Genomic DNA, 20,062 nt, shown 5'->3' with positions numbered 1-20,062 from the left:
CGACTCCGCGGCATCCCGATCCCTCTACGCTGAGGACATGACCGATCGTCGCCTCGCCGTGCAGGCCTGGGAGAGCCTCTTCCGCGCGCAGCACGAAGTGTTCGAAGACATCCGATCGGACTTCGAGGGCGAAGACCTGACCCAGGCCGAGTACGACGTGCTCCTCACCGTCACCCGCGCCCCGCGCATGACCGCGCGACTGCGCGACGTGACCGGCAACATGCTCATCAGCCAGCCGAGCGTCTCGCGGCTCGTCGAGCGCATGGTCGCGCGCGGGCTGCTCACCAAGTGCGCCGACCCCGAAGACGGCCGCGGCTCGCTCGTGACGGCGACCGAAGAGGGGGCCGTGATGTTCCGCCGCCTGGCCGCGGCGCACGGTCGCTCGATCGCCGACCGCATGGCCCGCCTGACCGACGACGAACTCGCGCAACTGCGCACCTTGACCGCCAAGCTGCGCGCCTGACCTACCGCGGCGGGTCAGCACTCGATGACGTTGACCGCGAGGCCGCCCTCGCTGGTCTCCTTGTACTTCGTCGACATGTCGATGCCCGTCTGCCGCATGGTCTCGACGACCGCGTCGAGCGAGACGTAGTGGCTGCCGTCGCCGCGCAGGGCCAGCCGCGCGGCGGTCACGGCCGTCGACGCGGCTATCGCGTTGCGCTCGATGCACGGGATCTGCACGAGACCGCCCACGGGGTCGCACGTGAGCCCGAGGTGGTGCTCCATCGCGATCTCGGCCGCGTTCTCGATCTGCCGGTTCGTGCCGCCCATGACCGCCGTCAGTCCGCCCGCGGCCATCGCGCAGGCCGATCCGACCTCGGCCTGGCATCCGCCCTCGGCTCCCGAGATCGACGCGTTCGCTTTGAACAACGACCCCAGCGCCGCGGCGGTCAACAGGAACCGGCGGATGCCGCGTCGCCGATTCGCCTCGGCGACGTCGTCGTCGTCCCAGTGCGAGACCTCGGAGCGCGTGACCGCGTGACCGTCGTACCCGAGCAGAGCGCTTCCCACGAGCTCGCCGTGCGGGGTGACGGCATTGCCGACCCCCAGCCCCGAGTCGGCGAGGAAGCGCCACCAGTACATCGCGACCGCGGGCAGGATCCCCGCCGCCCCGTTGGTGGGAGCCGTCACGACCCGCCCTCCCGCGGCGTTCTCCTCGTTCACGGCGAGGGCGAACGCCCCGAGCCACTCGCCCGGCAGCTCGCGGTGCCCCTCCGCCTCGATCGCGTCGAGCTGCCCGCGGATGACGGCGGCCCGACGCTTCACCTTCAGGATGCCGGGAAGCACGCCGTCGTTGTGCAGACCGGCGTTGACGCACGCCGCCATCGCGTCCCATATGCGGTCGAGGCCCGCGGCGATCTCTTCGTCGGAGCGCAGCGCCTCTTCGTTGAGCCGCGCGGCCTCGGCGATCGTGATGCCGCGCTCGTCGCAGATCTCGAGCAGGGTCGCGGCGTCGTCGAACGCGAGGGGCAGGGGCGCGGCGGCCACGGCGTCGGCCTCGCCCTCGCGGCGGATGAAGCCGCCGCCGATCGAGTAGAACGTCTCCTCCGCGAGCACGGCGCCGTTCGCATCGCGCGCCACGAGGGTCATCGCGTTGGGGTGACCGGGCAGCCGCGTTCGGGGCTCGAGAGCGATGTCCGTCTTGGCGAAGGGGATGTCGTGCGTGCCGGCGAGCGCGAGCGCGCGCCCGTCGGGCCAATCCGACCACGCGCGGCGGACGGCATCCGGATCCACCGTCTCGGGCTCGAGGCCCTGCAGGCCCGCGACGACCGCGTCGGGGGTGCCGTGCCCGATCCCCGTCGCGCCGAGGGAACCGTAGAGGGCGCAGGAGACGGATGCCACCCGCTCCAGGGCGCCTGTGACCCGGAGTCGCGCGGCGAAGGAGAACGCGGCCCTCATGGGGCCGACGGTGTGGGAGCTCGAGGGTCCGATCCCGATGGAGAACAGCTCGAACGCGGAGGTGTAAGCGCTCATCCCGCCAGCGTACGGCCGTCGTCCCGACACCCGCCGGTCATCGGCGCGCCACGCCCGGGATGCACACCGTTCGGGCCCGATTAGACGTCTCCGGGGGTCCCGGCTATGCTGGACCACGGCCTGCGCGCCGTTTCGCGCGGAGGCCCTAGCGCCCGTAGCTCAATGGATAGAGCATCTGACTACGGATCAGAAGGTTAGGGGTTCGAGTCCCTTCGGGCGCACACTGTGTTGAGACAGTGACAAGCCCCGGCTGAGAAGAAATTCTGAGCCGGGGCTTTTTCCGTCCCCGGCGAGGCCGGGCACCCTGGCCGGCCCGCACGCGACGAACGCCCGCGACGGGCCCGCCGGTCTAAACCGACGCCGACGCGTCGCCGTGGTGCGCCGCGTCGGTCGCGGTGGAGTGCAGTTGCAGGATGGCCACAGCCTCGTGCAGCGAGCCGAGCGGCGCCTCGATGTCGTCGTAGTGGTGCACGAACCCGTTCGCGTCGCGCGCGCTCACGGAGACCAGCGCGTAGCCGGGCCGCGCCGTGCGCGCGGTACGTCCGAATCCTCGTCGCGTCATGGCATCCCCCTCGCTCGCCGCCGAGGCTATCGCGCGACGGGGCGGGAGGGCGGTCAGCGCGCGGAGGACTTCTTCTTCTTGCCGCCCGTCACTGCTTCCTCGTCGTCGCGCGCGGCGACGTCGTCGGACGCGGCCCGCTCTTTCGCCCGGCGCTTCGCCTGCGAGGCGAGGCGGGCCAGGTCGACCATGCGCAACGCGTCCATCCGCGCCTTCCGCATCTGGGCGTACTCGGGGTCGGCGTCGGCGGTCATGCCCTCCACGTCGAGCCGCTGGCGCAGGTTGGCCTCGACGTCGCCCCACGCGGCGATGCGCGCGTCCGCGACGAGAGTCTTGACCCGATCGGGATCGTCGGCGAGCGCCCGCAGTTCTTTCGCGACCCCGCGGGACTGCTTCGCGCGACGGCGCAGGTTGCGCGTGTCGCGATCGCGGTAGTCGTGCGTGCCCGAGGAGTCAGAGAAGCGCCCCCACGCGCGCTTGCGCTGGTGGGTAACCCGGTCGGCCGCCTGGTCCTGCTCGTCGGCGAGGGAACTCAGCGTGGCACGGGCGAACTCGGCGAAGAGCTCGTTGTCGAACTGCCCGCCGCGGGCGATCGTCTCGACGAGGATGCGGTTGCGCACGGTCAGTCGAGCCGCGGCCGTCGCGATCGACAGCCCTTCGGCGATGGCCTCTTTCGTGCGCCCCACGGGACCTCCCGCTCCAGGCTATCGTCCGCGGGCGCGCGCGGTGCGGCGCCGGCCGGGCCGCCGGCCCTCAGGAGAGCTTCGCGACGATCGCGGCGATGCGGCGCGCGCGGGTCTCGGCGGCCTTCGCGGTCTCGACGGCGACGACGTGGGCCTTCCGGGCGCTGGGGGCGAGCGCGTCGAACGCGGGGCGCACCTCGGCCTCGGAGAGAGCGGCCGCGAGGTCGTCGGGTACCTCGACCGCGCGGGGCGCCGTGTCGAGCGTCAGGTCGACGGTGAGGGCATCGCCCCCGGAGAGCCCCGTCGCCCTGCGCTTGTCGGCGGAGAAGGGGATCAGCAGACGACCGCCCATGACGCCGATGGTGCTCGCGTAGACGTACCCGTTGACGTCCACCACGACGGCGGCGCGCTTGCCGCCGCCCAGGGCGTCGACCACCTCCGGGGGAACCTCGATACCGGTGTTGTTGCCCATCTGCGCCAGGGTCGTCTCGAATCGCATACGGGGAGTGTGGCAGAGACGGGGGTACGTGAACATCGTGGGAATTGCAATCCCCGTCCATCGTGATCACCGCCGACCTATGGTCGACTCTGTTGCGGAGGGCCTCGGAGAGTACTCGGGGGCCTTCTGTCGTATCCAGGGGCCTTACTCCCTGGGAGCCTCTCTTGGCAAAGGCCAATCCGACACGCCCCTCATCTCCGAAGATGTGGAGAAGCGGCCGGACGGTCGCTGCCAACAACCTGGGAGGTTCATCATGAGCTCGTCACCCAACCGCATCGTGGCCACCGTCTTCGGCGCTGTCTACCTTCTCGTCGGCCTTCTCGGCTTCGCCGTCACCGGCGGCGTCGGTTTCATCGCGACCGAGGGCGGGCTGCTGCTCGGCATCTTCGCCGTCAACCCGCTGCACAACATCGCGCACCTGCTCATCGGTGGCGCGCTGCTGGTCGCGGGCCTGGCGAACGCCCGCGCGGCCAAGGGCGTCAACACCACCGTCGGCGCGGTCTACCTGCTCCTCGGTATCGTCGGCTTCTTCCTGGTCGGCACCGCGGCCAACATCCTCGCGCTGAACACGGCCGACCACTTCCTGCACCTCGCCAGCGCGGTCGTGCTGCTGGGCGTCGGTCTCGGCACCGAGCGCAACGTCCCCCGCACCGCGGCGGTCTGAGCATGAAAGCCGCGACCTTCGTGCGGTCGTGGCCCTCCGTATCCGCGTGGGGGGCCGGACTCATCGTCGCCGCCCTCGGCGCGGGCGCGATCGTCCGTCCCGATTCCGGGGTCCCGGCAACGGGCCTCGGGATCGGGATGGTCATCCTGGGCCTCGCCTCCCTCGCATGGGGAGCCGCGACCCTGTCGACCGGACGCCTCGTCGTCCCCCGGCTCGCCCTCGCGGGTGCCCTGGCGGCACTCGTGCTCACCACCGCGCTGATGTTCGTCGCTCCGGCGCACACCAGCATCATCGGTGTGGCCGCAGCCGCGGTGCTGCTCGTCGTCGTGGGCGCGACCGCCGCGGTGCACCTGCGCCGCCACGGCCGGCGAGCCGACCGCACCGCCCAGCCGATGAGCGTCACCGGACTGCTCGTCGCCGCGGCCGTGATCGCCGTGCTCGTCACCCCCGCCCTCGGCGCGACGCAGGACGCCGTCCTCCTCCGCGACGACGGCACCGTCCCCGTCGTCACCCACGAGGGGCACTGATCGCCGCCCGACGCGGAAGATCATCGACGTCGAACTCATCCCGAGCCCGCCCGCTCAGACGGTGGCACGCTGGAAGGGTGACCGACGCGCCCTACCCCACCGTCCCCGGCTGGATCGCGACGCTGCGCGGCAAGATCCTCGTCGCCCTCGCGGGGGACCCCACCGGCATGGCGCCATACGTGCGGGCGATCGCCGACGGCGACGACACCGGCTACTTCGTCGAGAACGGTCCTGCGTGGACCGTCCACGCCGGAATGGGAACGCTGGTGGCCGGCATCCGGGCCCTCCTGCTGCAGGCGCTGCACCCGGGCGCCCTCGCGGGTGTGCACGACTGGTCGCGCTACCGCGAGGATCCCATCGGCCGTCTCACCGGCACGGTGCGCTGGGTGATCACCCTCACCTACGGTTCGCGGACGCAGGCGGATGCCGAGACCCGACGCGTGGGACGCTTCCACCAGCGCGTGAAGGGCGAGTACCGCGCCGGCGACGGCAGCGAGCGCGCTTACACCGCCGAGGCGGCCGACCTCGTGCGGTGGGTGCACCTGGCCTTCACCGACGCGTTCCTCGCGGGTCACGAGGTGTCGAGGAAGCCCATTCCGGGCGGCCCCGACGCGTACGTCGCCGACTGGGCGACCGCGGGGCGCCTCATGCGGGTCGTCGACCCTCCCCTCACCCGAGCGGCCCTGCGAGCGGAGATCGACGGGTTCTGGGAGCGTGGCGAACTGCGCGGCGACGAGAGGGTGGCCGATGTGGTGCGCTTCCTGCGCCGACCACCGTTCCCCGGGCTGATGGGCCTGTCGTACCGCGTGCTGTTCGCCGCCGCCGTGGCCACGATCCCGCGCCGCTACCGCAAGATGCTCGGGGTGCGCCGGTGGCCCCTGCCGGTGCTCGCCCTCACCCGCGTCGTCCTGCGCGTGACCGAACGCGCCCTCGGCTCGGGCCCGCGGGCCCAGGACATGGCCCGGCAGCGCCTCGCCCGCCTGGAGCGTGACGGACGGGAGGCCGCGTGAGCGACGATGCGCGGCAGGCCGCGGAGCGCTACCGCCTCGACCGGCGGCTGCGCGAGGCGGGCCTCGAGACCGAGACGACCGACTCGTCGGGTCCTGCGCGCGGGTCGACCGCGGCGGAGAGGGCCGCCTTCGTCGAGACGTCGATCCAGCAGGCGATCCGTCGCGGCGAGTTCGACAACCTGCCCGGTGCGGGCAAACCCCTCCCCGACCTGGGGGCCTCGCACGACCCCGACTGGTGGATCCGCCGCAAGATCGAGACCGAACAGCTCACCGGTCTCGGCCCTCCCGCCCTCACGCTGCGCGTCGAGCACGCGGAGATGGCGGCGCGGTTGGACGCGCTCGCGCACGAGTCCGAGGTGCGCGAGGCGGTGATCGACTTCAACCGCCGCGTGATCGAAGCGCGACGGCAGCTGCAGGGCGGACCGCCGGTGGTGACCCCGACGGTCGACGTGGATGCCGAGGTGGCGGCGTGGATCGAGCGACGTCGGGCGCGCGCGGAGGCGGCGGCGGTCGCCGCTCCCCCGCCGCGGCGCCGGTGGTTCCGGCGCTCCTGACCGGCGACGAGATCACACGATCGGCGCGACCTCACCCCTTCGCCGCCGCGCGCACCGTGCGACCTCGCGCCGATCGTGTGATTTCGCGGGTCACGACGGCGCCGCCGTCAGAGCGCGGCCAGCGCCTCGGCGCGTTCGACGAGGGCCCGGGCGCGCGCGAGCGTCGGCGCGTAGGAGCCGTCGACCGGGCCGTCGGGCGTGGTCGACAGCAGTGACCGGGCGGCCTCGACCTCGGCCGGCGCCGGCGTGAAGCCCGCGTGGGCGCCGGGGATCGCGGCATCCTGAAGCGCCAGCGTGCCGGTGAAGCCCATCGCGACCGCGTGGCGGGCGGCGTCGAGCGCCTGGTCGACCGGTCCGCACGGTCCGTCGATCGGGCCCGGGATCCCCGCCGCCGCCGACGCGACGACGAGCTGCGCGCGCGGCCACGACAGGGCGATGCGGTCGGCCGACATCCCCGTGTCGCGCCGGAAGTCGCCCGTGCCGAACGCGAGACGACGGGTCGCGGGGTGCGCGGCGATCGCCGGGGCCGCCAGCAGCGCCGCGGCCGACTCGATCATCGCGACGATCGGCGTGCCCGCCGGGAGCGAGGCGGCGACGTGGGCCACGTCGGCCGGCCCCGCGCACATGGCGAGGACCACTCCGGCGAGGCGGTCGTCGAGCTGACGGCCGAGCACGAGGTCGGCCTGTCCGTCGCGGGTTCCCGCGGCGCTGATGCGCAGCCAGACCGGCGCCTGCGCGGCCGCGCGGCGCGCGCGCTCGCGGCCCTCGGTCTTGCGCGCGGCGGGGAGTCCGTCTTCGAGGTCGAGCACGAGCACGTCCGCCGCGGTGTCGAGGTCGCCCGCGAGCGGCGAACGCAGCATCCACGTGCGGGCGAGGCCGACGCGCGCGGGGGCGGGGGCGGCCGAAGCCGCCCCCGCCGAGGTGTGCGCCAGGGTCACGAGCGGCTCCGCGCCGCCGCCTCCGCTTCCGCCTGAGCGCGGAAGGCGTTGAGCGCCTGCGTGTCGACGGCGGAGGGGCCGGTGCCCGCTCCGGTCGAGGCCTGCTCCTTGGCATCCGCCGCCGGAGTGGCCGAGTGGTCGTGGCCGGTCAGGAGGGTCTCGTCGAAGGGGATCTGCCCCGCGAGCACCTCGCGCACCCGCTGGCCGTCGTACTGCTTCGTCCAGGCTCCGATGAGCAGGGTCGCCACGGCGTTGCCGGTGAAGTTGGTGACCGCGCGGGCCTCCGACATGAACCGGTCGATGCCGACGATGACGCCGACGCCGTTGACGAGGTCGGGGCGGTAGGCCGACAGGCCGCCGGCGAGGGTCGCCAGGCCCGCACCGGTGACACCGGCCGCGCCCTTGGAGGCGATGATCATGAAGATCAGCAGACCGATCTGCTCGGGGATCGACATCGGCGCGCCCATCGCCGTGGCGATGAACAGCGACGCCATCGTCAGGTAGATCGCGGTGCCGTCGAGGTTGAACGAATACCCGGTCGGCACGGTGATGCCGACCACGGGCTTCGAGACGCCGAGGTGCTCCATCTTGGCGATGAGGCGGGGCAGAGCGGCCTCCGACGACGAGGTGCCGACGATCAGGAGGTACTCGCGGCCGAGGTACTTCATGAGCGAGAAGATGTTGACCCGCGTGACGGCGTAGAGCAGACCGCCCAGCACCACCGCGATGAACAGGAAGCACGTCAGGTAGAACGAGCCCATCAGGATGCCGAGGCTGATGACGGCGCCGAAGCCGGTCTTGCCGACCACCGCGGCGATCGCGCCGAACGCGCCGATCGGGGCCAGCCACAGGATCATGCCGAGGATGCGGAAGACGAGCACCTGGAAGTTGCGGATGCCCTCGACCATGCGCGCACCGCGCTCGCCCATGCCCTGCAGCGCGAAGCCGGAGAGCAGCGCGATGAAGAGCACCTGCAGGATGCTGCCGCCGGTGAACGCCGAGAAGAACGTCGTCGGGATGATGCCGAGCACGAAGTCCTGCGTGGTGGTGGCCTCGGGGACGGCGTCGTACGAGGCGCTGCCGATGTTGAGACCCTCGCCGGGGTGGATGATGTTGCCGACGAGCAGGCCGATGCCGAGAGCGAAGGTCGACATCACGAGGAAGTAGCCCAGGGCCAGGCCGCCGATCTTGCCGACCGTCGAGGCCTTCGCGATCGAGCCGATGCCCACGACGATCGTGCAGAAGATGACCGGGGCGATCATCATCTTGATCAGGTTGACGAAACCCTTGCCGACGGGTTCGAGACCCTGCGCGAACTGCGGGGCGGCGAGGCCGACGATCACGCCCGCCACGACGGCGACGATGACGGCGATGTAGAGCCAGTGGTTGCGGTCGATCTTCTTACGCGGTCGACCGTCGCGAGTGGTGCGGAGTGAGAGAGCCATCAGCGCCTATCCCTTTCCTAACGTCTTCGTTGTCCGGCGGGAGCGCCGGAGTGGATGAGTCGACTGTGGTCGAGGGCGGACCGGCCCGCGATTTGTGGTCGTATTGTTCACGGCAGGCGCGACGAAGGGCGGTGGGCATGCGGTTGAGCGTGGGTGGACGACTGGCGCTGGTCTCTCTCGGCGTCGTCGTGCTCGTGGCCGGCGTGCTCGCCGCGCTCTTGTCGGTGCAGCTCAGCGACTCCGGACAGCGCGAGGCCGAGAAGGTCACGCGCTCGGTGGCCGAGACGCTCGCCCACGAACCCGACGTGGCGGCCCTCGCCGCGGCGGGCGACTCCGACCGCCTGCAGCCGATGGTCGAGCAGATCCTCGGCGAGACGGACGTCTCGTTCGTCACGATCATGACGCCCGACGGCATCCGTCTGACGCATCCGAATCGGGCGGAGATCGGGCTCCCCTACATCGGTTCGCGCGACGAGGCCCTCGCCGGACGCACCTTCACCGAGGTGTACGAGGGCACGCTCGGCCCCTCGGTGCGCACCATCGCCCCGATCCGTCAGGGCGGCGACGAAGCCGGCGCCATCGTCGCCCTCGTGTCCGTGGGGGTCACCCTCGGCGCCGTGCAGCAGGACATCGCGGCCCGCGCCCCGCTCATCGTGCTGGCATCCGCCGCCATCGTGGGCCTCGGGGTGCTGGGCGCGCTGTACGTGCGCCGCAGCGCGCGCCGGGTGACCGGGTCGTACACGCCCGAGGAGCTGTCGCGTCTCGTCGAGAGCTACGAGACCGTGCTGCACTCCCTGCGCGAGGGGCTCGTCGTCACCGATCGGTCGGGACGGATCGTGCTCTACAACGACGAGGCGGCCGACCTGCTGGGCCTGCCGCCGGCGTCGTCGGGCCAGGTCTCGCTCGACCCGCGGGAGGCGGAGATGGATGCCGCCCTCGCCGAGGCCATCGCGACGGGGCGCCGCATGGTCGAGGAGACCGTGGTCAACGGCGACCGCGTGCTCCTGGTCAACCAGGAGGAGGCGCGGGACCTCACGGGGCGCCGCGCCCCCGCGCGCGGCCACGTCATGACCCTGCGCGACCGCTCCGAGCTGCAGGCGCTGCTCGGCGAGCTCGAGGGTGTGCGCACCCTCAGCGAGACCCTGCGCTCGCAGACGCACGAGCACGGCAACCGCCTGCACGCGCTGCTGGCGCTGCTCGAGCTGGGCCGTGTCGACGACGCGCGGCGGCTGATCGTGGCATCCACCGGAGAACGCCAGGAACTCGCCGATCGTCTCGTGTCGCACGACGAGGGCACGATCGTCGTCGCCCTCCTGCTCGGAAAGCTCGACGAGGCCGCGGAGCGCGGCGTGCGCCTCGACCTCGACGTCGCCGAGCCCACCCCCGCCCTCCCCCTCGCCCCGGCGGAGGCCGTGACCGTCGTGGGCAACCTCGTCGACAACGCCCTCGACGCCGCCGCCGCGGGCGCCGAGCCGCGATGGGTGCGGGCGGCCCTGCGGGAGAACGGCGACGACGTGGTCATCGAGGTGTCGGACGGAGGCGCGGGGTTCGACCCGCACCTCGCCGATCCGTTCGCGTTCGGCAGCTCGACGAAGACTCCCCGCGGCCCGGGCGGTCGCGGCGTCGGTCTGGCCCTCGTGAGCGACATCGTCGCGGCGCGCGGCGGGACGCTGCAGGTGAGTTCAGACCCCACGACGGTGCGGATCTTCCTCCCCGCGGTCGCCGAGGCGGTGACCGGATGATCCGGGTGCTGGTCGTCGACGACGACGCTCTCGCGCTCGAGCTGCACAGCGCCTACGTCGGCCGGATCCCGGGCTTCGAGGTGGTCGGCCAGGCCGCCGGCGCCCGCGCCGCCCTCACCGCGCTGAGCGACGCGGATCGCCGCATCGACCTCGTGCTGCTCGACATGACCATGCCCGACGGGGCGGGCCTCGACGTCGCGCGGCGGGCGCGCGCCATGGGCTCGCGCGTCGACATCATCGCCGTCACGGCCGTGCGCGACGCCGACACTGTGCGGGCGGCCGTATCGATCGGGGTGGTGCAGTACCTCATCAAGCCCTTCGCGTTCGCGGCGTTCCGCGAGCGGCTCGAGGCGTACCGCGCGTACGTCGAGGGACTGGATCGGGCGGCGGGCGAGGCCACGCAGTCGGAGGTCGACGCGCTGCTCGGGTCGCTGCGCACGGTCGGCTCCCCCGGCCTGCCGAAGGGACTCAGCGACACGACCCTGTCGGCCGTCGCCGAGCGGGTGCGCACGGCGCCGACCGCGGTGTCGTCCACCGAGGTCGGCGAGAGCGAGGGGATGTCGCGGGTCACCGCCCGCCGCTACCTCGAGCACCTCGCCGACGCGGGGCGCGTGCGCCGCGAGCCGCGCTACGGCGGCCAGGGCCGACCCGAGATCACCTACGCGTGGGTGCGGGGCTGAGGGCGCGGCATCCGGAGTGGTCGGGGCGTGCGCCTGACGTCGCCGAGTGTCCGAAACACCCGGACGCTCTCGGAACCCGTCCGGGCGTCTCGGACACTCGATGAGGAGAGCGGCGCGCGCTGCACCCGCGGGAGCTCAGAGAGCGAAAGCGGCGCGCACGCCCTCGTTCGTGACCTCGCCGGCGCGCACGTTCAGGCCCTTCGCGAGAGCGGGGTCGGCGGATGCCGCGGCATCCCAGCCCTGATCCGCGATGCGCGTGATGTAGGGCAGGGTGGCGTTCGACAGCGCGCGGGTCGACGTGTGCGGCACCGCGCCGGGCATGTTCGCCACGCAGTAGTAGAGCGAATCGTGCACGCGGAACGTGGGCGCGTCGTGGGTGGTCGGGCGTGAGCCCTCGAAGCATCCGCCCTGGTCGATCGCGATGTCGACGAGCACGGAGCCGGGCTTCATCGCGGCGACCATGTCGTCGGTGACGAGCTTGGGGGCGGCGGCACCGGGGATGAGCACCGATCCGATCACGAGATCGGCGTCGGCGAGCTGCTCGGCGATCTCGAGGCGGGTCGAGGCGCGGGTCTCGATCGCGCCGCCGAAGCGCTCCTCGATCTGGCGGAGCTTGGGCAGCGAGACGTCGACGACCGTCACGCGGGCGCCGAGGCCGAGGGCGTTGGCCGCCGCGTGCTCTCCCGCGACGCCGCCGCCGATCACGACGACCTTGGCCCGGGGCGTGCCGGGCACCCCGCCGGGGAGCAGACCCCGACCGCCCGAGGCGCGCAGGAGGTGGTGGGCGCCCTCGATGATCGACAGGCGCCCCGCGACCTCGCTCATGGGGGCGAGCAACGGCAGCGCGCGGTCCGCGGTCTGCACGGTCTCGTAGGCCACGGCCGTGGTGCCCGCGGCCATGAGGGCGTCGGTCAGCGGGCGGTCGGCGGCGAGGTGCAGATAGGTGAAGAGGGTGAGGTCGTCGCGCAGGAAGCCGTACTCGGGCGCGATCGGCTCCTTGACCTTCACGAGGAGCTCGGCGCGCGCCCACGTCTGCTCGGCCGTGTCGGTGATCTCCGCTCCGGCCGCGCGGTACTGCTCGTCGGAGAAGCCGCTGCCCTCGCCCGCCCCGGCCTGCACGAAGACCTCGTGGCCGCGGTGGACGAGTGCGTCGACCCCGGCCGGCGTCATCGCGACGCGGTTCTCGTTGTTCTTGATCTCGGTGGGCACGGACACGCGCATGGGTTCCTCCTCGAGCGGATGAGCGATGCCGGAAGGATCGCAGAAAACAGGGTTTCGGTGGTGTTTCGCCGTAGATCCTTCGCCTCTCCGATCTCTGGAGGAGATATCGTCGGATGCCGCGGGCTCACGCGCCCGCTCGAGGCGAAGGATCTACGGTGACCGACGACGACCTGCACCCCCTGGACGCGCGCATCATCGATCTGCTGTCGGCCGACGCGCGGATGACGAACGCGGCTCTCGCCGAGGAGCTCGGGGTCGCGGCATCCACCGCTCACGCCCGTCTGCGCGGCCTCGTCGACCGAGGCCTCATCACCGGCTTCCACGCTGCCGTCGACCAGAGCCGCCTCGGCCGCGGTCTGCAGGCGATCGTCGGGGTCACCCTGCGTCCCGGGCAGCGGCACGAGAGCATCCGCGCGTTCGCCCACGAGATCCGGCGGCACCCCGATGTGATCCAGCTGTTCTTCCTCGGCGGCGCCGACGACTTCCTCGTGCACATCGCCGTCGACGACTCCTCCGCGGTGCGCCGCTTCGTCGTCGACCACCTCTCGGCCCGGCACAGCGTGGCCTCCACCCGCACGAGCATCATCTTCGAGTACCACCGCAACGCCCTCGCGGCCGACTTCGACTGAGCGGGCAGGCGCTCGCCCGGCCCCGCCCGGCCCCGACGGCGAACACTCCCCCCGCCGACCACCCGCGTCAAGCCCGGACCGCGGATGCCGCGGACGCGGGCCGGACCGGGAGGATGAGCGTGGAGGACGCCATGGTGCTGTCGATCGGACTCGCGGTCATGTGCGCGACGCTGGGCGTCTGCGTGATCGCGGTGATCCTCCCGCAATTGGGCAGCCGCGGTCCGCTGCATTTCTTCCTGCGCGTCGCCACGGTCGCGGGCGTGCTGTCGGTCGGGTCCACCGCGATGTTCATCCTGGCGTTCCAGGGCGGCGGGCCCCTGCCGCTCGCGCTCGCGGCGATGGGCATGGTGCTCGCGCCCGCCCTGCTCTGCATCGCGGTCACCCCGCCCCGCTCGCGACGGATCCGCCCCCTGGTCGCGCTCGCGATCGTGCTCGCCGCGGCGGTGGGCGCCTCCGCCGCCCTCCTCCCCGATCCCGCGGCGCTGAACGTCCGGCTCTGCGCCGTCGCCCTGGCCTGCCTGCTGTGCGCGGTGCTCAGCTCGCGGTCGCGCACCCTCCCGCGTCGATCGGCGTGGATCCTGAGCGCGACGAACGGCGCCTACGGCCTCTACTCCCTCGTACGACTGGTCGTCGGCGCGACCCCCGCGGCCGGATCGGCCGTCGACCGGATGTTCTTCTCCGCGGGGGCGGCCGCCGCCGCGGCCACCGTGTGCGTCCTGCTCGTCGGGCTCGCGGTGGTGCTCATCCGTCGCTCGCCGACGGCCCGCGCTCGGGACGCGTCGTCGGAGTGGTCTCGCGTCGCTCTCGCCGACTGGCAGCGTGGACGCCGCGAGCTCGGCACCGACGGCCTGCTCGCCCTGCTCACCGAACTGCGCCTGGCCGCGCGCGAGCTCGATCCCTCGGCGGTCGACGTGTACCGCGGAGTGGAGATGCGCCGCTCCGCCGCTCTCCCCGCGATCCGGGCGCGACTGCGCGACGCCTACGGCTGGCGGCCCGCCCAGCTGGCCCTGCTGGGCGCATCGGGAGACGCCGCGCGCCCGCGACCCGCGCCCTCCGTGCGCGGGATGCCCCGCGCGCCGCGGGCTGAGTAGCGGCGACATACGTGCGGGATTCCACGGGCGGGGCGAACGCGGCGATGCGCGGACCGCGAGCGCGCCCCACCGCGGAACATGCCGTTCCGAAAGAGAGCCCGCCGAGCCGCCCCGGAGCACGCCGAGCCGGAACGGGCCGATATCGTGGCCGGAGCGAACGCGGAGCACCCGGGGGGAGTCGTGCTGCTGACCATCGGCCTCGCCGCCATGTGCCTCGGCATCGTTGTCGGCATCCTGTGCACGGCCTTCCCCCGCACGAGCGCGCCCGTCCCGTTCACGACCTACGTGCAGTTCGCCGCGATGGCGGGCCTCTTCGCGATGGGTTCGACGGTGATGTACCTCGTGCACGCGTACGGGGGCGGGAAGCCGGCGCTCGTCGTGGCCGACGCGACGATGGTGATGGCGCCGGGCTTCATGCTGGTCGCGGTCGCGGCGCTCACCGACCGGAAGAGGGGGGTCGTCGTCGGGGTCGTCTCCGCCGCTGCCACCGCGGTCGGCGGATGCACCGCGATCCTTCCCGAGGACGGGTCGCTGGCGATCAAGGCCGCCGTGCTCGCGCTGATCTGCGCTTCCTGTGCGCTCGTCGCCGGCCTCTCGTCGACGCTCGACCGCGTCCCGGCCCTGTTGCTCGCCGCCGCGATGGGCGCCTACGCCCTGTACACCGCCGCCCGCGTCCTCGTCGCCGTGACGACCGGATGGTCGGGAGCGGTGGGCGCCCTGTTCCGCTCGATGGACGTCGGCTCCGCCGTCGCGATGGTCATCGTGCTCGTCTGCGGCGCGGCGGTCATCCTGTCGCTGCGGCCGTCGGCGCGCGCGACCGCGACGGGACCTCGCGAGCTCGGCGTCGTCGTGATCGGCGACGCGAAGCTGCTGGCCGCCGCGTCCGGCGGAGAGCGCTTGCGCCGCCTGGTCGCCGAGCTCCGCGCGGCGGCCCACGCCCTCGACGATCGCGCCGTGAACGTCCGCCACGGCGTCGCGACCTCCCTCCCGTCCGCGCTGGACACGCTCACGGATCAGATGCAGAACTCCTACGGCTGGGCCCCCGAAGAGGTCGCCCTGCTGGTGGAGGACGGCGACCCGTCCGCCTCTCCCGACGCCGGGTGACGGGGGCGCGACGGAGGCGCGGGCGTCAGCGCACCGCCGCGGCGATCCGCGCGATGTCGTCGGGGGTCGACCGGCAGCATCCGCCCACGAGGCGCGCGCCCGCGGCCACCCAGGCGGGGGCGTCGTCGGCGAGCGGAGCCGCCCCGCCGTGCCAGGTGCGGGTGGCGGCATCCCACGTCTCCCCCGTGTTGGGGTAGACCACGAGCGGGATGCCGGGCGCACCGGCGAGCGCGCCGGGAACGCTTCCGGGCGCGCAGCAGTTCACCCCGACCGCGAGGACGGACGGAACGGATGCCGCGGTGCGCAGGGCCGCGCCGAGCGATCCGGCGGCGGAGAAACCGGTGCTGTCGGCCGAGAAGCTGACGAAGGCGGGGACGTCGAGGGCGGCGAGCTCGAGGGCGAGGGCCTCCGCCTCGAGCGGGGAGGGGATGGTCTCGACGGCCAACAGGTCGGCCCCCGCCGCCGCGAGCACGTGCAGACGACGGCGATGGGCCTCGCGCAGCTCGGCGAGGGTGAGGTCGTAGGCGCCGGTGTATTCGCTGCCGTCGGCGCGCAGGGCCCCGATCGGGCCCACGGATGCCGCGACCACCGCGTCGCCGGCGTCGCGCGCGACCGACACCGATCGGCGCAGGAGCAGGTCGAGCTCGGCATCCGGGATCGCTCCCCCGAAGCCCAGCTGGTAGGAGGCGGTGATGACGACCTCGGCGCCCGCGTCGACGAACGCCGCGTGCGCGGCGCGCACCTCGTCGGGGTCGTCGCGGAGCACGCGCGCCGACCAGAGGTCGCTCGTCACGTCGTTGCCGCGCGACTCGAGCAGCGTGCCGAGGCCGCCGTCGAGCACGACCGGACGACGGGCGAGAGTGGCGGCGAGGTCTATCACGCCTCGTGCGTCTCGCCGGCGGCGAGCACGCGCAGGGCGCTCGCGAGAAGCGCCTGATCGGCGCGGCTGACGTCGCGCAGCGCCTCGGCCTCGAGGCGCACGAGCTCGGTCATCGCGGCATCCACCCGTTCGATGCCCTCGGGGGTGATCGCCACGAGGATCGCCCGCCCGTCGGAGGGGTTGGGGCGTCGGTGCACGAGGCCGCGATCGGCGAGCTTGTCGAGGCGGTTCGTCATGGCCGCGCTGCCGATCATCGTCGCGGTGATCAGTCGCGTGGCGCTGAGCTCGGTGCCGGCGCGGCGGAGGACGGCGAGCACGTCGAACTCCCACACGGCGATCCCGGCGCTCGCGAACGCCTTGGCGCGCAGCTTCGACAGGTGGAAGGCCGCGCGGCGCAGGCGCGACATCACGTCGAGGGGGGTGAGGTCGACCTCGGGCAGCAGCTGGGACCACGCGTCGATGAGGAGGTCGACCTCGTCGTCCTTGCTGCTGGCACTCGTCACCCTTCGACGGTACCGGAGCCGCAGGGTGGTGCGGCGCGCGGCGGCCGGTGTGGCGCGGGGTGGCGTAGGGTGCTCGGCCGCTCGGTGCCGTCGCTCCCCGTGCGACGGGTGCCCGGCGACCCGCGCGCCGACGCCGAAGACCCGGAGCCCGCCGTCGCCGGCGGACCCCGGGCCGGGGGATGCGGATCAGCGACGCCCGGCGGGAACCGCGACCTCTCCGCGCTCGGTCGCGCCGAGCCGCTCGCGACGGGCGTGGCGGGCGTGCTGCAGGATGCTCACCGCGACGATGATCGCGAGCAGCGCGTACAGCACCACCGTCAGCGGCGACGAGACGAAGATCGACGGGTCGCCCTCCGACACCGCGAGAGCCCGACGCATCTGCGTCTCGGCCATGGGTCCGAGGATCGCGGCGATCAGCACCGGGGCGAGCGGGATCGAGAACCGCCGCATGACGAAGCCGACCACGCCGATCGCGAGCGCGAGCCACAGGTCGACCACGCGCGAGGCGATCGCGTAGACGCCGAGCATCGCGACGACCGTGATGCCCGCGTAGAGGTAGTGACGCGGGATCAGCAGCAGCTTCGCCCACACCGCCGCGAAGGGCAGGTTGATGATGAGCAGGATGATCAGGCCGAGGAACAGGCTCGCCAGAAGCGGCCACACGAGATCGCCGGAGCGCTCGAACAGCAGGGGGCCGGGCTGCATCCCGTACTGCTGGAACGCGGCGATCATCATCGCGGCCGTCGCCGAGGTCGGAAGCCCGAGACCCAGCAGCGCGCCCATCGCCGATCCGGCCGTGGCGTTGCCCGCGGCCTCGGGGGCGGCCACACCCTGGATCGCTCCGCGCGAGCCGAAATCGGTGTCGCCGCGGCGGCGGGCGAGGCGCTTCTCGGTGCCGTAGGCGAGGAAGGTCGGCACCTCCGACCCGCCGACCGGGATCGCGCCGAAGGGCACCCCGAACGCCGTGCCGCGCAGGAACGCGGGCAGGGCCTGCCGCCACTCGCGCTTCGACAGCAGCGGCGAGCCGCTCGGGGCGACGAGCCGGCCGGGGCCGCCCGCGCGGCGGATGTGGCCCGAAACGTGCAGCACCTCGCCGATCGCGAGCAGACCCACGGTGACGACGATGATCGAGATGCCGTCGAAGAACACGGGGCTCCCACCCGTGAAGCGCTCGGCCCCGGTCATCCCGTCGATACCGACGAGGGCGAGGGCGAAGCCGAGACCGAGGGCGACGAGGCCGCGCACGATCGAGTCGGCGACGACGGCCGAGATCGCCACGAACGCGAACACGGCGAGCGCGAAGTACTCCGCGGGCCCGAACACCTTGGCGAGCTCGACGATGTACGGGGCGAAGAACACCACCAGCACGCACGCGATCGTGCCGCCGAGGAAGGCGCCGATCGCCGAGGTGCCGAGCGCCTTGGCCGCTCTGCCGTCCTTCGCCATGCGATGACCCTCGAACGTCGTCGCGATCGCGGAGGAGTTGCCGGGGGTGTTGAGCAGGATGCCGGCGGTGGAGTCCCCGAACAGACCCCCGAAGTAGATCGAGGCGAACATGATGAACGCGCCGGTCGGGTCGAGGCTGAAGGTGACCGGCAGCAGCAGAGCGACCGCCATCGCCGAGCCGAGACCCGGAAGCACGCCCACGGCGGTGCCGAGCACGGCCCCGATGACGAGGAAGAGGAGGTTCTGCGGGGTGAAGGCGACCGCGAAACCGCCCGCGAGGTCGATCAACTGATCCACGGCGAGAGTCCTTCCAGGATGCCGGCGGGGAGCGACAGGCCCAGACCCGCGCCGAACGCGAGCTGGACGAGCGACGACACGATGACGCTCACACCGATGTCGAGCAGGGGTCGGCGACTGCCGAACGCCCACGAGATGACCCAGAAGAGGGCGGCGGCCGACAGGATCCAGCCGAGCACGGGGAGCACGACGATGAAGCCGGCGAGACCCGCCACGGTGATGCCCAGCGTGCGCCAATCCACCGGAGCCGGCTTCGACGGTGACGCCACGTCCTCCGGAGAGACGACGCGGATCTCGCCGGTGGCGTCGATCGCACCGAGGTCTTCGAGCATCTCGTTCGAGATCTCGACGGGATCGTCGGCGACGTGCGAGCGGCGCGAGGTGCGCAGCACCTCGACGAGCAGACCGATGCCGGCGAGCCAGAGGAAGCCGCTGACGAGCATCGGGAAGAACTGCGGCCCCGGGAAGGCGACGTCGGCGGGCACCTGCATGGTCGCGGTGCCGTACGTCATGAACGCGGCGAGGATGAAGACCCCCGCGACGACCACCAGCTCGCTGCGGCCGGTGTACCAGCGGGGCGTGCGCTGTACGCGCAGCGACCCCGTGGTGAGGGTGGACGGTTCGGTCACAGACCCAGCTCCTTCATGATCGCGGTGGTGCGTTCGGTCTCGTCCGCCAGGTACGCCGCGAACTCGTCGCCGGCGAGGAAGCTGTCCTGCCAGCTGTTGCGGGCGAGCACCTCCTGCCAGGCCTCGGTCTCGCGCATCTCGGATGCCATGGCCACCAGCTCGGCGTGCACCTCGTCGTCGATGCCGGGCGGCGCCACGAGCCCGCGCCAGTTCGACATCGACACCTCGACGCCCTGCTCGCGGAAGGTGGGCACCTCGACGTCGTCGAGCGGTTGCTCGGAGGAGAGGGCGAGGGCGCGGAGGTTGCCCGACTCGATCTGGTCGCGGAAGTCGTTGTACCCCGAGAGCCCCGCCTGCGTGGTGTGCGACAGCAGCGAGGTCACCACCTCGCCGCCGCCCGGATAGGCGAGGTAGTTCACGCGCTGCGGGTCGATGCCGCCCTGCTGCGCGAGCATCCCCGCGAGCAGGTGGTCGATGCCGCCGAGCGACCCTCCCGCGATGGCCGTCCCCTCGGGGTCGGCGAGGAAGGCCGCCATGAAGTCGTCGAGCGTCCGGAAGGGCGAGTCCCCCGGCACGACGAGCACGTTGTAGTCGTCGGCGAGGCGCACGATGGGACGCACGTCCTCGAGGCTCACGGGCGAGCGGTTGACGATCACCCCGCCCACCATCACTCCCCCGGTGACGAGCATGATGTCGTGCCGGTCGCCCATCTCGGCGACCGCGCCGAGACCGATCGTTCCGGCGGCGCCGGGGATGTTCATCACCTGCACGGCACCGGCGATCCCCTCCTCGCGCATCACCTGCTGGGCCTCGCGCCCGAAGGTGTCCCAGCCGCCGCCGGGGGCCGCCGGGGCGACGATCGTGAGCTTCGTGCGGGGGTTGGCGACCCCGCCCGTCGCGGCCGCGCTGAGCCCCGCCGTGACGAACAGCGCCGCGGCGACCACGCCCACGACGACCCCCGTCACGCGTCGGCGTCGGGGCGGACGC

At 72.7% G+C, this 20,062-nt stretch carries 22 protein-coding genes and 1 tRNA gene; 11 read left to right on the top strand and 12 right to left on the bottom strand.

Features of this window, described 5'->3' with window-relative positions:
* Positions 1–37: 37 nt before the first annotated feature.
* Positions 38–463, top strand: coding sequence for a MarR family winged helix-turn-helix transcriptional regulator (locus FB047_RS12330; protein ID WP_136587511.1), 426 nt, complete (start codon positions 38–40; stop codon positions 461–463).
* A gap of 14 nt (positions 464–477) precedes the next feature.
* Here FB047_RS12330 and FB047_RS12325 read toward each other — a convergent pair whose 3' ends face one another.
* Entirely contained in the window at positions 478–1,974 is a 1,497-nt protein-coding gene (locus FB047_RS12325) for an L-serine ammonia-lyase, iron-sulfur-dependent, subunit alpha (protein WP_136587510.1), read from the bottom strand.
* A gap of 148 nt (positions 1,975–2,122) precedes the next feature.
* Here FB047_RS12325 and FB047_RS12320 point away from each other — a divergent pair.
* A tRNA-Arg gene (locus FB047_RS12320) sits at positions 2,123–2,195 on the top strand.
* A 128-nt stretch (positions 2,196–2,323) separates the two neighbouring features.
* On the opposite strand, the gene FB047_RS12315 is transcribed toward FB047_RS12320, so the two are convergent.
* From FB047_RS12315 to FB047_RS12305, 3 genes are all read right to left on the bottom strand, one after another.
* On the bottom strand, positions 2,324–2,536 hold the full coding sequence (locus FB047_RS12315) for a hypothetical protein (protein ID WP_136587509.1): 213 nt from the start codon (positions 2,534–2,536) through the stop codon (positions 2,324–2,326).
* A gap of 53 nt (positions 2,537–2,589) precedes the next feature.
* Positions 2,590–3,219 (bottom strand): asparagine synthase, encoded by a 630-nt coding sequence (locus FB047_RS12310; RefSeq protein WP_136587508.1) that lies wholly within the window; start codon positions 3,217–3,219, stop codon positions 2,590–2,592.
* Positions 3,220–3,286: 67 nt separating this feature from the next.
* A complete protein-coding gene (locus FB047_RS12305) occupies positions 3,287–3,715 on the bottom strand; it encodes a YdeI/OmpD-associated family protein (RefSeq protein WP_136587507.1) in 429 nt (142 codons plus the stop codon).
* Positions 3,716–3,968: 253 nt separating this feature from the next.
* Between FB047_RS12305 and FB047_RS12300 the strand changes: the two genes are divergently transcribed.
* From FB047_RS12300 to FB047_RS12285, 4 genes are all read left to right on the top strand, one after another.
* Positions 3,969–4,379 carry a DUF4383 domain-containing protein gene (locus FB047_RS12300; protein WP_136587506.1) on the top strand — a complete coding sequence of 137 codons (411 nt, stop codon included), beginning with the start codon at positions 3,969–3,971 and terminating at the stop codon, positions 4,377–4,379.
* Between the two features lie 2 nt (positions 4,380–4,381).
* The gene (locus tag FB047_RS12295; protein WP_136587505.1) at positions 4,382–4,906 is read left to right on the top strand and encodes a hypothetical protein; all 525 of its coding nucleotides are present in this window, start codon (positions 4,382–4,384) and stop codon (positions 4,904–4,906) included.
* Positions 4,907–4,983: 77 nt separating this feature from the next.
* Positions 4,984–5,916, top strand: coding sequence for an oxygenase MpaB family protein (locus FB047_RS12290; RefSeq protein WP_240752782.1), 933 nt, complete (start codon positions 4,984–4,986; stop codon positions 5,914–5,916).
* Positions 5,913–6,470 (top strand): DnaJ family domain-containing protein, encoded by a 558-nt coding sequence (locus FB047_RS12285; protein WP_136587504.1) that lies wholly within the window; start codon positions 5,913–5,915, stop codon positions 6,468–6,470. The genes FB047_RS12290 and FB047_RS12285 overlap by 4 nt, the downstream gene beginning before the upstream one ends.
* 107 nt (positions 6,471–6,577) lie before the next feature.
* Here FB047_RS12285 and FB047_RS12280 read toward each other — a convergent pair whose 3' ends face one another.
* Positions 6,578–7,408 (bottom strand): aldolase/citrate lyase family protein, encoded by an 831-nt coding sequence (locus FB047_RS12280; RefSeq protein ID WP_136587503.1) that lies wholly within the window; start codon positions 7,406–7,408, stop codon positions 6,578–6,580.
* Positions 7,405–8,853 carry a cation:dicarboxylate symporter family transporter gene (locus FB047_RS12275; protein ID WP_136587502.1) on the bottom strand — a complete coding sequence of 483 codons (1,449 nt, stop codon included), beginning with the start codon at positions 8,851–8,853 and terminating at the stop codon, positions 7,405–7,407. The genes FB047_RS12280 and FB047_RS12275 overlap by 4 nt, the downstream gene beginning before the upstream one ends.
* Before the next feature lie 137 nt (positions 8,854–8,990).
* Here FB047_RS12275 and FB047_RS12270 point away from each other — a divergent pair, with 137 nt between their 5' ends.
* Entirely contained in the window at positions 8,991–10,595 is a 1,605-nt protein-coding gene (locus tag FB047_RS12270; RefSeq protein WP_136587501.1) for a sensor histidine kinase, read from the top strand.
* Positions 10,592–11,275 (top strand): response regulator, encoded by a 684-nt coding sequence (locus FB047_RS12265; RefSeq protein WP_136587500.1) that lies wholly within the window; start codon positions 10,592–10,594, stop codon positions 11,273–11,275. Before FB047_RS12270 ends, FB047_RS12265 begins: the two co-directional genes overlap by 4 nt.
* Positions 11,276–11,410: 135 nt before the next feature.
* Here FB047_RS12265 and ald read toward each other — a convergent pair whose 3' ends face one another.
* Positions 11,411–12,496, bottom strand: coding sequence for an alanine dehydrogenase (gene ald / locus FB047_RS12260; RefSeq protein WP_136587499.1), 1,086 nt, complete (start codon positions 12,494–12,496; stop codon positions 11,411–11,413).
* A 155-nt stretch (positions 12,497–12,651) separates the two neighbouring features.
* Between ald and FB047_RS12255 the strand changes: the two genes are divergently transcribed.
* The 3 genes from FB047_RS12255 (at position 12,652) to FB047_RS12245 (ending at position 15,320) form a co-directional block, all read left to right on the top strand.
* Positions 12,652–13,125, top strand: coding sequence for an Lrp/AsnC family transcriptional regulator (locus FB047_RS12255; RefSeq protein ID WP_205822979.1), 474 nt, complete (start codon positions 12,652–12,654; stop codon positions 13,123–13,125).
* 119 nt (positions 13,126–13,244) lie between these two features.
* On the top strand, positions 13,245–14,216 hold the full coding sequence (locus FB047_RS12250) for a hypothetical protein (protein ID WP_167494233.1): 972 nt from the start codon (positions 13,245–13,247) through the stop codon (positions 14,214–14,216).
* Between the two features lie 144 nt (positions 14,217–14,360).
* Positions 14,361–15,320, top strand: coding sequence for a hypothetical protein (locus tag FB047_RS12245; protein ID WP_136587496.1), 960 nt, complete (start codon positions 14,361–14,363; stop codon positions 15,318–15,320).
* Between the two features lie 25 nt (positions 15,321–15,345).
* Here the strand turns inward: FB047_RS12245 and mmuM are convergent, their stop codons facing one another.
* The 5 genes from mmuM to FB047_RS12220 form a co-directional block, all read right to left on the bottom strand.
* Entirely contained in the window at positions 15,346–16,200 is an 855-nt protein-coding gene (gene mmuM, locus FB047_RS12240) for a homocysteine S-methyltransferase (protein ID WP_136587495.1), read from the bottom strand.
* Entirely contained in the window at positions 16,197–16,703 is a 507-nt protein-coding gene (locus FB047_RS12235; protein WP_136587494.1) for a MarR family winged helix-turn-helix transcriptional regulator, read from the bottom strand. The genes mmuM and FB047_RS12235 overlap by 4 nt, the downstream gene beginning before the upstream one ends.
* 186 nt (positions 16,704–16,889) lie before the next feature.
* Positions 16,890–18,446: a tripartite tricarboxylate transporter permease gene (locus tag FB047_RS12230; protein WP_136587493.1), complete on the bottom strand. Its 1,557-nt coding sequence runs from the start codon at positions 18,444–18,446 to the stop codon at positions 16,890–16,892.
* A complete protein-coding gene (locus FB047_RS12225; protein ID WP_136587492.1) occupies positions 18,434–19,075 on the bottom strand; it encodes a tripartite tricarboxylate transporter TctB family protein in 642 nt (213 codons plus the stop codon). Before FB047_RS12225 ends, FB047_RS12230 begins: the two co-directional genes overlap by 13 nt.
* On the bottom strand, positions 19,072–20,040 hold the full coding sequence (locus FB047_RS12220; RefSeq protein ID WP_240752781.1) for a Bug family tripartite tricarboxylate transporter substrate binding protein: 969 nt from the start codon (positions 20,038–20,040) through the stop codon (positions 19,072–19,074). Before FB047_RS12220 ends, FB047_RS12225 begins: the two co-directional genes overlap by 4 nt.
* Positions 20,041–20,062 lie beyond the last annotated feature (22 nt).

The organism is Microbacterium hydrothermale (assembly GCF_004854025.1).
Lineage (GTDB): Bacteria > Actinomycetota > Actinomycetes > Actinomycetales > Microbacteriaceae > Microbacterium > Microbacterium hydrothermale.
This window is presented reverse-complemented; position numbering and strand designations above follow the sequence as displayed.